The organism is Pseudomonas sp. PvP027 (assembly GCF_017833005.1).
GTDB lineage: Bacteria > Pseudomonadota > Gammaproteobacteria > Pseudomonadales > Pseudomonadaceae > Aquipseudomonas > Aquipseudomonas congelans.
Genome location: NZ_JAFIBK010000001.1, coordinates 5,310,949 through 5,324,286, shown reverse-complemented (window position 1 = coordinate 5,324,286; position 13,338 = coordinate 5,310,949). Strand labels below are relative to the sequence as shown.

The window sequence follows — 13,338 nt, the reverse complement described above, 5'->3', positions numbered from 1 at the left end:
TCGGCAGGAGTGCTGCGTACAGCACTCCTGCCGGACAACAGCGATGCCCGCCCCTACTCCAGCACTTCGACTGACATCCCCACTTCAAGCTCGCCCAACCCCTCGTTTGCCACGTTCTGACCGAACAGCACGTTGCCTTCCACTTCCCGATAAGTCTTGAGCGTGGCGAATGGCTCGCGGTCTGCGCTGCGCTCGCCGGTTGCCGGGTCGACGGTAGTCAGGATGCAGCGCGCGCAAGGCGTCAGCAGCTGGAACTCGATGTCACCAATGCGGATGCGCTTCCAGCCATCCTCGGCAAAGGCCTCGGCGCCTTCAATCACCAGATTGGGCCTGAAACGCAGCATTTCCAGCGGCCTGCCCATGCGCGCTGACAGGTCGTCGAGCGAACCCTGCCCGATCAGCAGCAATGGAAAACCATCGGCAAAGCTCACCCGATCATTGACCGTCTGATAGCCGCCAGGGATCCAGCGCGCACGCTCCGCCGGCAGGTAGACCATACGCGTGGGCTTGCCGATAAACCGGCTGACCCATTCGGCGGCCTCATCGCCTGCATCCGGCACCTGCAACGAGTCGCGCCAGACCGTCACACCACGCAGGTTCACGTCGATATCCAGCGGAATCGCGACATCCAGAGGCTCGAAGCCAGGTGCCGAAAGCGTCACACCGCCGCTGGCGCTCCACAACACCGACAGTTGGGACATGTGCGGCAGAGCACGCTGAGTGAAGAACCGGCCATTGCTGGCGTCGACCAGCATCCAGCGTCGATCGCCCGCCAACCCCAACGCATCGAAGGATGCGCGCTGCATCGACTCGGCCTTGCAGGATTTGAGGGGGAAACGATAGAGCGAGCTGAGACGTAACATGGGCGCCGATTCCTTTGAGGGCTGGATAAGCTTTGATGCAGACAGCAAAGCTTATCCGAAGCCGAAGCCGGCGGCACTCGCGATGAAGAATCGAGCGCGGTGTCAGACAATCATCAAAAGACGCTCGCGCACGACCTCGACCAGCTTGTCGGGCTGAAACTTGGAGAGGAAGTTGTCACAGCCGACCTTCTTGACCATCGACTCGTTGAAGCTGCCGGACAACGAGGTATGCAGGACGATGTACAGACCACGCAGGCGCGCATCGTTGCGAATCTCTGTGGTCAGACGGTAGCCGTCCATTTCCGGCATTTCCGCATCGGTGAACACCATCAACAGCTTCTCATGCACATTCTCGCCGGCATCCGCCCAGGCCTTGAGCATGTTCAGCGCCTTGAGGCCGTCACTGGCTACGTGCAGCTTGAGGCCCAGCTGGGACAGCGTGTCGCGCAGCTGCGCCAGCGCGACCTTGGAGTCGTCGACCAGCAACACTTCGCGACCACGGGCATTTTCCAGTACCGGGTCTTCGAGTTTTTCGCGGGACACCTTGGCGTTGTACGGCACGATCTCGGCGAGCACCTTTTCAACGTCGATGATTTCAACCAGTTGATCATCGACTTTGCTGATGGCGGTCAGGTAATGCTGACGACCGGCGCTGACCGGCGGCGGCATGATCGCGTCCCAGTTCATGTTGACGATGCGGTCGACACCACCGACCAGAAAGGCCTGAACCGACCGATTGTACTCGGTGACGATGATCGTGCTGCCCGGGCCCGGCACTAGCGGGCGCATGCCGATGGCCTGGGAAAGGTCGATCACCGGAAGGGTCTGGCCGCGCAGATTGACCACGCCACACACAAACGAATGACGTTGCGGCATGAGGGTCAGCTTGGGTAGCTGCAATACTTCCTGGACCTTGAACACGTTGATCGCAAACAACTGCCGACCGGCAAGGCGAAACATGAGGATTTCCAGGCGATTCTCGCCCACCAGTTGTGTGCGCTGATCTACTGTGTCGAGAATGCCTGCCATTATTAGCTCCTGAAGCGATGGTCGCGTTGATTCTGTTGAGCCTGTATCGGCTGAAATCAGCCGGACCTTAATGGCGATAAACGGCCACCCTCAAGCATTGATGTCACTTTAGCATCATGCTTTACTGATGTCGCTTTCCAGACACGCAGATGCAGCCACAAACCAGCACCGAAAATGCCTCGGTGCCTCTTTGCGCCCAAAGCCAGATCAAACAACCGCAAAAAGTCAATCAGGGATAACCTGATATGATCGACATCTCTTTGCCACTATCGTGACGCCATTCTCATTATATGAATGGCGTCAGGTTTGTGTCCGCTTTCCAATCCTTGCAATCGAGCGGCGCTGGCAACATTCAGAAACGCCCTACATACTTTTGTTTGAAATCGACATTAACTGTCAGCTATTCGCCGCGGGCGGAAGTTCGCTATCCATGATCAGTGGAGACAAAGGATGCTGAGTCACAACGATTGGCAGCACAAGCACGACGAGTTTCTGAGCCTGTCTCAGGCACTTCTGCACAAGTCGGAAGAATGTCTTTCGCATCTGGAACTGATCCCCAACGACGAGGACGCTACCGGCTGCCTGCTGACAACCCTTCGCAAACTCGCGCAAGAGGCAGAGGCCGTTCCTGTGCCGTGCATTGCCGATTTTTCCCGCCAGCTGTGCCAGCTGTTGAAAACCGGCAGCCAGACCAGTGAGCTTTCGCAGGAAGCTCTGCTGGCAGTCAAGAACTGCCTGACACTGATGTACTGGCAAGTCGAGCTTCTCGATCCGCAAACAGGAGAGCTGACGATGGACGACCACGAACAGCTTGAGCTGCTGGAAAAACTGGCCAGCGTCTCCGCGCAATCGGCCTTGCCGAAAGATGCAACCCGCCAATAACACGCCATCACGTCAGGCCGCTGAGAATCGCATCGCGATGTCATTGAGGCAGTGTTGTCGCGTCAGCATTTTCCGTTCATTGTCTTTAATGCCGTTAACATCGTCTTCGAGCTTGACCAGAGACTGCACACGCGCTTGAGCGCGTCCCATTTGCACAAGAAATCACAATGACCTGCAATCTGTTATTGGTCGACGACCACTCCCTTATCAGAGCCGGCGTGCGAGCGCTGGTTGCAGACATGCCTGGATACACCATCCTCGGCGAAACGGCTGACGGTACGCAGTTGGCGAGCCTTGCTCAGCAGCTCAAGCCCGACATCATCCTGCTCGACATCTGCATGAAAAGCATCGACGGCCTGGATGCACTCGAGCACCTGTTGAAGATGCAACCGCGCTGCAAGGTGCTGATCCTGTCGATGCAGAATGATCCGGACATGATCATGCGTGCGCTGGACATCGGCACGCATGGCTACCTGCTCAAGGACACTACGGCTGCGGAACTCGAACAGGCACTGGGGGCGTTGCGTAACAACGAGCGCTATCTGAGCCCGGCCATCGCAGAGATGGTCATCGAGTGCGCACTGCGCGGTACACCTTCGGACAGAGCCTGGGCGGCGAAAGAGCGCTATCGCCTGACCGCTCGCCAGCTCGAAATCCTGCGCCTGATCGTACGCGGCAAGTCCACGCGCGAGATCGCCGATGGCCTGGGGCTGAGCGTCAAGACCATCGAGACTCACCGTGCCCAGGTCATGAAGCGCCTGCAGATATTCGACGTGGCCGGACTGGTGCTGTTCTGCGTTCGCGAACGGATTATCAGTCTGGACGATTGAGCTTCGGTGCGCCGCCCAGTACCGGCGAGTCCGCTGGCAGGTGCACCTGAAGCGCGCCCGGCCGGGCCTCGAAACGCAGGTCCTCGCCCGACAGCGGCTCACCGTCAAGATTGATATCCAGGCCTTGGGCGGACTTGAGCTCTACCCACGGCAAGCGCGCTCGAATGAACATGTTATCGATACCCAGGCCACCCTCCAGAAGGCTCCTCAGTGTGCCGACCACCTCCTGAGGCGCTGGCAGGATACTGATGTCGAGCAGACCATCATCGGCCAGCGCGGTCGGGCACAGCTCGTGTCCACCACCCGCCTGCCGACCATTGCCAATACCCAGTGCAAGCAGATCACCGCGCCAGTGAAAATCCGGCCCGGTGAGCTCGCCATGGGCCGCATGCAGCTCGCTGAATCGGGTCAGGCCGGTGAACAGGTAGGCAGCCCCACCCAGGACCTTCTTCAGGTCCTCGGAGGTGTTCGCCGTGACCTGGCTGCCAAACCCGCCGGTCGCCATGTTGAGGAACAGCTTGCCGCCGACCTCACCCAGATCGACGGCACGCGGAGCCACGTCCATGAGTTGCAGGGCTTTGGAGACCTCCAGAGGCACGCCGGCCGCACGGGCAAAGTCGTTGGCAGTCCCCAGTGGCAGAATAGTCAGGCTGGCCTTGGTTTCAGCGAGTGCCAGGGCTTCGGCGATATCCCGCAAGGTGCCGTCGCCGCCACCCGCAACGATGTGCCGATGGCCGGCGGCCAGGGCTTCGTTGACCAGGCGCTGAGCATCGCCAGCTTCCCAGGTCAGACGCACGTCCAGTTCCCAACCCTGCTTGCGCTTGTCTGTCACCGCATCACGCACGTCTTCGTTGAGTGCCTGTTTACCGTGAAGAATGAGCATTGCCCTGCGTTGTGTCATGACACCTCCCCTGCCGAACCCTACGAATTGAAGCCTGCGAGCAACGCTCTTTGTGTAATCGGCGTCCGCACACATTTCGCACGACGCATGACTGTGACCCCGGTCAGCCGGAAAAAGCCCATCTGTTGCGGAAATTTTTTTCACCCTGGCAACAGCTCATTCGCCCCCGCCGGTACTGGGGAGAAGCACGCAACGGGCTGTACGGATCAATGCCTGCGCCAGGACTGAAGCACTTTTGTGCTGTCGCTATTCGTTTCATGAGCTTTACTGACAGCACCACCCTCACTTGAGGGAAATTTCCTTCACAAATGATTGAAAAGGCTTAAATAAAATCCGGTAAGGGACGACACATATAAAGTGATATTCACAAAAGACGGTCCGGATTCCTCATCAGCACGACGTGTAACTGGCTACGCTTGGATACAGCCCACATAGAAACACCTCAAGGGTGTTGCAGGCAGACAATAGAAAGACGTCCAGGATCAGAAGAATTCAGGCGCATACAGGGAGTAAGGGATTTCTATGAGGTTGCAGCCCGTCGACAGTCTTTCGCTGACCCGCACCAGCCTGGTCGAATATTTTCTTTTCGGCATCCGCCTGGCTCACGGCATCGCCTGCATTCTGCCGGGCTTCGTGATCATGCTGCTGGTCAACAACGGCGGCGCCGAAACACAACAGGGTTACCTGACCATGCTGCTGTTTTTCGGCTTCGTCGGGGTGCTGGTGTTTCAGGCCATGGGCGTCTATTCCGAAGCGCTGTTCAGCAACGATCTGCGCATGGGCGCGATGGCGCTGGCCTGGACCGCTGCCTTCGGCCTGCTGCTGTTCATGCAGCAGGCGATGGGCCTGTTCGGCTACCTCCCACCCGAAGAACTGCTGATCTGGTACCTGACCAGCCTTGCGCTGTTCGGCATTGTCCGCCTGCTGCTGCTGATGCTGTTCAAACGTCAGATGCGCAAGGGCGTCTTCCTGCAGCACGCCGTGATTCTCGGCGCAACGGAGAATGGTCAGCGTCTGGCCGAATACCTGCTTGAGCATCAGGACATTCGTTCAGGTGTGACCGGCTTTATCGACGACCGTATCGGCCGCATGCCCAAGACCGTGGCCAACCTGCCGCTGCTGGGCAATACCAGCGATCTGGAACGGCTGATCCGCGAAGAGAAAGTGACTCAGGTGCTGGTCGCCCTGCCCTGGACGGCAGAAAACCGCATGGACTACATCATCCGCGAATTGCGCAGGCTGCCGGTCAATGTGTTGCTGGTGCCGGACATGATCGCCTTCCGGCACACCCACAACCGCATCACCGAAGTCGCCCGGCTGCCGATGTTCAACGCCTCGGATCTGCCGCTCAATGGCTGGTCGCCGTTTATCAAACGTGCTGAAGACATCGTGCTGTCATCGCTGGCATTGCTCGCACTGTCACCCTTGATGCTGCTGGTCGCGCTGGCGATCAAGCTCGATTCGCCAGGCCCGGTGTTTTTCCGTCAGAAGCGCTACGGGTACAACAATCGTTTGATCGAAGTATTCAAGTTCCGCTCCATGCATCAGCACCAGGCCGATGCCACCGCCGAACGGCAGACCACCCGCGGCGACGCCAGAATCACACGAGTCGGTCGCTTCATTCGCAAAACCAGCCTGGATGAACTGCCACAGCTGTTCAACGTGGTGGCGGGCAGCATGTCGATGGTCGGGCCGCGCCCGCATGCCACGGCAACCAAGGCTGCCGGGATTCTGTTCGAGCAGGCGGTGAAGGAGTACACCTCACGGCATCGCGTCAAACCAGGCATTACCGGGCTGGCGCAGATCAACGGCTATCGGGGTGAAACCGACACCGTTGAAAAAATCGAAAAACGCGTCGAGTTCGACCTTGAGTACATAGAAAACTGGTCCGTCTGGTTCGACCTCTACATCCTTATGCGCACTGTGCCTGCAGTGCTATTCACCCGTGAGGCTTACTGATGAGCACTCTCATTCCCTGCATTATTGCCGGCGGCTCCGGCACTCGCCTGTGGCCGGTTTCGCGTGAAGCCATGCCCAAGCCGTTCATGCGCCTGCCGGACGGTCAGAGCCTGTTGCAGAAGACCTTTCTGCGTGCGGTCGGTCTGCCCGGCGTCGAGCGTCTGCTGACGGTTACCAACCGGGAAGTGTACTTCCGCACGGTGGACGACTACCGCCAGTTGAACAAAGGCAATGCCCGCCTGGATTTCATCCTCGAACCCTTCGGCCGTAATACGGCCGCTGCCGTCGCCGCTGCGGCACTGCATGTCAGCCAGCTGTATGGCGACGATGCGCAACTGCTGGTGTTGCCGGCCGATCACCTGATTACCGACATGGCGGAATTCTCCAGAGCAGTGAGCGCCGCACAGAAGCTGGCCGCAGAAGGCTGGCTGGTGACGTTCGGCATCCTGCCGACCGCGCCGGAAACCGGTTTCGGCTACATCGAGAAAGGCCCCGCGCTCACTGCCGAAGCCTGTCAGGTCGCCCGCTTTGTCGAAAAACCCGACGCGATCACCGCCCAGGGCTATCTGGACAGTGGCCAGCATTTCTGGAATGCCGGCATGTTCTGCATGCGCGCCGACGCCGTGCTGCGCGAGTTGCGCACCCATGCGCCGGACGTCCTCAGCGCCGTCAGCGCGTGCCTGGAGTCGAGCCCGCGCAAGGAAGGCAACCGTGAGCTGCAAGTCGAACTGGACAGTGAGTCGTTTGCCCTGACACCGGATATTTCCATCGACTACGCGCTAATGGAACGCTCCGACAAAGTCGCCGTGGTGCCCTGCCAGATTGGCTGGAGTGATATCGGCTCGTGGCAGGCAGTGCGTGAACTGTCCCCAGGCGATGCTCAAGGCAACTACTGCAATGGCGAAACCGTGCTGCACGACGTCAGCAACTGCTACATCGACTCGCCCAAGCGTCTGGTGGGCGCTATCGGCCTCGACAACCTGATCATCATCGACACCCCTGACGCCTTGCTGATCGCCGACGGTCGTCGCAGTCAGGACGTCAAGATCATCGCTCAGGAGCTCAAGCGCCAAGGCCATGATGCCTACCGCCTGCACCGCACGGTCACCCGTCCCTGGGGCACATACACCGTCCTCGAAGAGGGCAAGCGTTTCAAGATCAAGCGCATCGTGGTTCGCCCGCAGGCGTCCCTGTCGCTGCAGATGCACCATCACCGCAGCGAACACTGGATCGTGGTCAGCGGCATGGCCCGCGTCACTAACGGCGAACGTGAATTCATGCTGGATACCAACGAGTCGACCTTCATCAAACCGGGCCACACGCACCGTCTGGTCAACCCCGGTGTCATCGATCTGGTGATGATCGAGGTCCAGAGCGGCGAGTACCTGGGCGAAGACGACATTGTGCGTTTTACCGATATTTATGGACGTGCACCCGACAAGGCCGCGAAGAACTGATCGGCGCAGCAATAAGCGCCGCTTGATTCAAGCGGCACGCAATCGACAGCACCCGGAACAGGCACGACCCGCCAACATGAATTTATTACCCGCGAGGGAGCTGTATTTGTGCATGACAGGAGTTCAGGAACAATGAAAAGCATGATGCTGATTGCCAGCTTATTGCTGTTGAGTGCGTGCAATACCCCTTCCAGGGTGGGCCTGCCCGATGACCGTGCGCAAATCGAGGCTGGCCAGGCTGCAGGCCGCGCGCTGGCTGGCAAACCGCTGCCGCCGGAGCGAATCCGCCCCGGCGACACGCTGCGCATCGTGCGCAACAGTGGCGAAGCGCCGTCGATTTCGGCGTTCACCGCCAACTCCATCTATGAACTGACCCTGTTTCAGGTGCTCAACGACGGCACCTTTTCATACCCTTACATCGGCACCGTCAAAGCCGCAGGCCTGACCCTCCAGCAACTGAACGACCTGCTGGAAAGCAAGCTGCAGAATGTCTACCGCGAGACCGCGCTGACCATCAACATTTCCCAGTCACCGGGCAATACGGTGTTCGTCGGTGGCGCGGTGCGCAACTCGGTCACCCTGCCGGTCAACGTCGCCACCAACCTCGACCAGGCCATTGTCGGCGCCGGCGGCGTGGCGCTCGATGCCGATGCCGGCCAGGTCGCGCTTCTGCGTCAGGAAGAAAACGGGCTCTACAAGACCTACTTCTTCGATTACAGCAAGTTTCTCTGGGCCGGAGGCGCAGGAGGCCCCACCGCACCGGTACTGTTGAAACGCGGCGATATCGTGTTCGTTCCCAAGTCATCGGTCGGCAACAAGGTTGACGGCGTGTCCCTGTATTTCAACCAGTTGATCCCCTTCGCGAAGTCGATCGGCCTGGGCCTGAATTACGAGCTGCGCAACAACAATTAATTGTCAGGGAAACAGACATGATCAACATCCGCTCATTCCGCGACTTGCTGCGCCTGCTTTTCATCTTCCAGCGCGAAGTCAGGATTACCGTGCTGGCGACGTTCGTCATCATTCTTCTGGGTGCGTTTCTGCTCCCCAACCGCTATGAATCCACCGCCCTGCTGCTAGTCAAGCCCGGCCGCGACAGCAGCACTGTGCCTATCGAGCTGTCCGATCGTCAGGCCATCGTGATTCCGAGCGGCCTGCGCGATCCGCTGCTCGACGAGGAGCGCATGCTCAGCGGGCGACCGATCATGCGTGCCGTGTCCGAGAAGTACCTCGCCGAGCTATCCATGGTGCCTCCCGAAACCGGCGCCCTGGCCTCGGTGAAGAACGGTATCAAGACTGTTGTCGGTGCGCTCGTCAACGGCGTGCGCAGCGTTCTGCAATTCATCGGACTGGTGGAGCACCGCTCCCAGGCCGAGCGTCTGGCCGAGGATCTGGAGAAAAACTTCAAGGTCAGCCATGAGCCTGGCTCATCGGTGATGGAGCTGAGGTTTACCTGGAACGACCCGGAAGTCGCGCAGACGGTGCTCAAGACCTGGATCACCGAGTACCAGACACAACGCACCAAGACGCTGGGGCGGGTCAGCCTGTACGCATTCTACGAAGGGGAAGTGAAGACCACCGGTGCGAACATCATCGAGTACAAGAAGCAGATCCAGAACTACCTGAATCAGTTGAGCGCAGTGAGCATCGCCCAGCGCCTGGCGGACACCTCGCAGGCGCTCAACGACCTGCGCACCGAGCGCAACAACACCACCCGTTCGATTGCCTCGACCAAGGCAGGTCTGGACCTGCTGAAAAAACAACTGGCAGAGCAGCCCAAGACCGTCTCGGCAGGCCGCGAACTGGCCCTCAACCCCAATCGCCAGGACCTGCAGAACCGCATCAACGGCAAGGAAGTAGAGCGTCAGGAAATGCTCCGCTCGTTCAAGGACGAGGCGCCGCCGATTCGTGCGATCAATGAGGAAGTCAGTAACCTCAAAAAGCTGCTCAAGGAACAGGAGGCAACCGTACAGCGTTCCGAAAGCATCACGCCCAACCCGATCTACAACCGCATGCAGAACGTGTATGCCGACCAGCAGACCAGCTACGCACGCCTGCAAACCCAGTTCATCCAGCAGAACGAGCAAATCGCGCAACTGGAACGCGACCGCCAGCAGGCACTGAATCTGGAGCCGGAACTTTCACGCCTGCAGAACGAGCTGGATGCGGCAGAGAAAAGTTATGCGCTGTACAAAAACAGCCTGGAAAAATCGCGTATCGACCGTGAACTGGACAACAGCCAGATCAGCAATATCGCGACCATTGAGGAAGCGACCTTCAACCCCAGCCGGGTGTTTCCGAAAAGCCTGCTGATGCTGTTTCTGGCGTTCCCGTTGAGCGTCGTGGTCGGTGCTGTGGCGCTGTACTTCTTCTACCTGTTGGACCAGCGCATTCACGACGGCGACAAGATCGAGAGCAGCTTCGGTGTTCCGGTCTGGACCAGCCTCCCCGACCTGGAACGTGCTCAGGAACGCAGTGCAGCCCTCACCTCGAATCTGCATCGGGTGTACGGCATTCTGCCGCTGGACCAGGTGGAAGAGCGCGGCTTGACCATTGGTTTTACCTCGGTCAAGTACGGCGCCGGCGTGTCGTTCGTGATCGCGCGGTTGAGCGCGCTGCTGATCGAACAGGGCCATCGGGTACGCACCGAAGGCCGCAGTCCGGCCATTGCGGGCGAAATTGTGCTGATCAACGCTTCGGCACTTTCGGCGAATCAGGACGCCTTCGTGCTGTTGCGCAAGGCTGACCTGATCGTGCTGGTGGTTCGCGCTCAGGACACCACCGTGCCGATGCTGGAAGACACGCTGACCAACCTCAACACCGCATTCAAGAAAGTCGACGGCATCATCATCAACCGTCGTCGCTTCGAAGTGCCTGAAAAGGTCCTGAGTTTTCTCAAGCGGATCGGGAGCCGAGGCTGATGCGAATAGCTTTGCTTGCGCCGCTGCCACCCGAGCAGAATGGCATCGCTGATTACGCCGGACATCTGCGGCATGCGCTCGAGGGCCTGGGTGTGCAGGTCAGTACCCCCCTGCAGGGAGTCGGCAACGATCCACGCGCGGCAGAACAGCGAGTGGCCGAAACCGACTGGGGCGGCATCGATCTGGTCCACGCCGAACTGGGCGGCGGGAGACTGGCGGAGTTTCAAGCCCTGCGCGCACTGCGTCGGCGTTTCCCCAAGCTGCCGTTGACCGCGACGGTGCACGATCCCGAGCGGCTGGTCTGGCGGCGCGAGAAGCTGCCCTGGCCATTATCGATCGTCAGCGGCATGCGCTCGCCACTGCCGGAAATCGCCACGGTATTGGCCGACCCACTGTGCCTGCATGAAGAACGGCAACTGGCGCGGCACATAACCCGGCTGGTGACGCTGACCCAGGCGGGCAGCCAGAGCCTGCGCCAGCGCATGGGCCTGACAGCGGCGCAGATGGCCGTCATCAATCACGGCAACCTCGACATCGCCCCCGCGCCGTTGCCGCCCTTGAAGCCTTTGCGTTTGCTGTATTTCGGTTTCATTTATCGCGGCAAGGGTATCGAGGACCTGCTGGATGCGCTGTCCAGGGTATTCACTGCCCAGCCTGCGCTGCGCTCGACCGTGCGCCTGACCCTGGCCGGTGGCAGCGAGCCGGAAATGGCCTTCGGCCCATCCGGCAGTTATCTGGAACAACTGCGACTGCGCATCCGCCAACTGGGCCTTGTCGATCTGATCGACTGGCAACTGGACCTGCCTGCCGAACAGATTCCGCAGGTTATCCAGGCGCACCACGTCATGGTCCTGCCCTATCGCGAGTCGAGCAAACTGAAGATTCTCGGCAAGCTACGCGGCACCAGCGGCGCGCTGTCGTGGGCGGTGGCCTGTGGCAGAGGCGTGATCACTTCGGATGCACGCTCGTTTGCCGAAGAAGTCTCGCATGGCAACGGCACGATCTACCCGCAAGGCGACGTCGACGGACTGGCACGCGCACTGGCACGTGCCTGCGCAACACCGGAGCTGGTCAGGCAATGGGCCGAGAACGCCGCGCAGATGGGCAAGGCCAGAGTCTGGAGCCACACCGCAGAACATTTTCGGGATGTATTCCGCCAGGCCTGCCAGGAGAAGTGACATGCAGCGTCCATCCAGATTCGGGCAACTCGTCACCACCGTACTGCTCGGCGCAGCGCTGAGCTGCGCCGCGCAGGCGGCAACGGTCCTCAAGGCTCCCCGCGAAGTGGTCTGGGCGGACTTTCTGGGCGTCAACGTACAGTTCCAGTATTTTGCCCCGGACATCTATCAACAGCAGATGAGCCGTCTGGACGAACTGGGCCTGAACTGGGTGCGACTGACCATTCACTGGCCGTTGATCGAGCCGCAAAAGGATCGCTACGCCCTGACCGAGCTGGACGCCGCCATGGCCGCGATCAAGGCGCACAATTACAACACCCTGGCGTATCTGGTCGGGTCAGCGCCTTTCGCCAGCAGCGCACCGGCCGATGCAAAGGGCCGCGATCAATATCCGCCGACGGATTTCAACGTGTTTGCCGCACGCATGACCGCCCTGGCCCAGCGCTATCCGCAGGTCAACAACTGGCAGGTCTGGAACGAGCCGAACATCGTCTGGCTGCCCAAAGAGGACCCGGCTGCCTATGGCCGTTTGCTGACCACCACTGCCAATGCGATTCGTGCGGTCCTGCCGAGCAAGACGATCGTCACCGCAGGCATGGCTTATTACAGTCAGATGCACAGCACCTCCGGCTACATGCTGCAGACCCTGCTAGATAACGGCCTGGGCCAGCAGAATATCGTCGCGGCGTATCACCCCTACTCCGAGTACCCGGAAGGCGACTCCACAACGGATCGCGATTTTCTGGTGCGCGCCAATGCGATGAATCAGTTGTTGCACAGCAATGGCGTCAAGCAGGTGTGGGCCACCGAATGGGGCTGGTCGAGCTATGCAGGGCCGGTGGAGATGCAGCACCTGATTGGCACTTCCGGCCAGGCTGACTACACCCTGCGGCGTCTGGCGCTGATGAGCGCCATGGATTTCCAGCGCATCTTCCTGTTCAACCTCAGTGATCTGGACGAGCGTGCCTCGGCCCGCGATCAGGGCTATGGGCTGCTTGACCTGCAAGCCAGCCCCAAGCCGGCCTACACCGCGCTGCAGAACTTTCTGAAAATCACCGGCCCGCGCCTGCAACCCGCCGAGCCACCAGCCGTGAGCAGCGTACCGGACGACCTTTATGCCGTTCCGTGGACGCGCGCAGATGGCTCGCATTTACTGATGTTCTGGAGCGCAGCGGGCACGTCATTGAATTTCCCGACTATCACCGATGCTGTGGTCCACGACCCATTGACCGGTAGCAGCACCCCGCTGACCGGCAGCCGGGGCATCACCCTGCTGTTGAAGCCGACTCTGCAAATTCTGGAATGGAAGCCCTGAGCC

General features: G+C 59.9%; 11 protein-coding genes. 8 read left to right on the top strand and 3 right to left on the bottom strand.

All coding sequences use genetic code 11. The features are described from left to right. Positions 1-53 precede the first annotated feature (53 nt). Positions 54-863 (bottom strand): MOSC domain-containing protein, encoded by an 810-nt coding sequence (locus JOE33_RS23210; protein WP_187625404.1) that lies wholly within the window; start codon positions 861-863, stop codon positions 54-56. 102 nt (positions 864-965) lie between these two features. Then, on the bottom strand, positions 966-1,892 hold the full coding sequence (locus tag JOE33_RS23205) for a chemotaxis protein CheV (protein WP_003315817.1): 927 nt from the start codon (positions 1,890-1,892) through the stop codon (positions 966-968). Between the two features lie 450 nt (positions 1,893-2,342). Here JOE33_RS23205 and JOE33_RS23200 point away from each other — a divergent pair, with 450 nt between their 5' ends. Next, entirely contained in the window at positions 2,343-2,774 is a 432-nt protein-coding gene (locus JOE33_RS23200; RefSeq protein WP_054994324.1) for a hypothetical protein, read from the top strand. 167 nt (positions 2,775-2,941) lie between these two features. After that, positions 2,942-3,604 (top strand): response regulator transcription factor, encoded by a 663-nt coding sequence (locus JOE33_RS23195; RefSeq protein ID WP_010430855.1) that lies wholly within the window; start codon positions 2,942-2,944, stop codon positions 3,602-3,604. On the opposite strand, the gene yegS is transcribed toward JOE33_RS23195, so the two are convergent. Next, a complete protein-coding gene (yegS, locus tag JOE33_RS23190; RefSeq protein ID WP_032611605.1) occupies positions 3,588-4,505 on the bottom strand; it encodes a lipid kinase YegS in 918 nt (305 codons plus the stop codon). The genes JOE33_RS23195 and yegS overlap by 17 nt on opposite strands. A gap of 522 nt (positions 4,506-5,027) precedes the next feature. On the opposite strand from yegS, the gene JOE33_RS23185 reads away from it, so the two are divergent. From JOE33_RS23185 to JOE33_RS23160, 6 genes are all read left to right on the top strand, one after another. Continuing rightward, positions 5,028-6,464, top strand: coding sequence for an undecaprenyl-phosphate glucose phosphotransferase (locus JOE33_RS23185; RefSeq protein ID WP_010430860.1), 1,437 nt, complete (start codon positions 5,028-5,030; stop codon positions 6,462-6,464). Further along, positions 6,464-7,921: a mannose-1-phosphate guanylyltransferase/mannose-6-phosphate isomerase gene (locus JOE33_RS23180; protein ID WP_032611607.1), complete on the top strand. Its 1,458-nt coding sequence runs from the start codon at positions 6,464-6,466 to the stop codon at positions 7,919-7,921. The genes JOE33_RS23185 and JOE33_RS23180 overlap by 1 nt, the downstream gene beginning before the upstream one ends. Before the next feature lie 132 nt (positions 7,922-8,053). Next, complete coding sequence (locus tag JOE33_RS23175) at positions 8,054-8,833, top strand: polysaccharide biosynthesis/export family protein (RefSeq protein ID WP_010430866.1); 780 nt, start codon at positions 8,054-8,056, stop codon at positions 8,831-8,833. Positions 8,834-8,850: 17 nt separating this feature from the next. Further along, a complete protein-coding gene (locus JOE33_RS23170; protein ID WP_010430869.1) occupies positions 8,851-10,842 on the top strand; it encodes an exopolysaccharide transport family protein in 1,992 nt (663 codons plus the stop codon). Beyond that, a complete protein-coding gene (locus JOE33_RS23165) occupies positions 10,842-12,020 on the top strand; it encodes a glycosyltransferase (protein WP_187625405.1) in 1,179 nt (392 codons plus the stop codon). The genes JOE33_RS23170 and JOE33_RS23165 overlap by 1 nt, the downstream gene beginning before the upstream one ends. A gap of 1 nt (position 12,021) precedes the next feature. Beyond that, the gene (locus JOE33_RS23160; protein WP_187625406.1) at positions 12,022-13,335 is read left to right on the top strand and encodes a cellulase family glycosylhydrolase; all 1,314 of its coding nucleotides are present in this window, start codon (positions 12,022-12,024) and stop codon (positions 13,333-13,335) included. Positions 13,336-13,338: the final 3 nt, after the last annotated feature.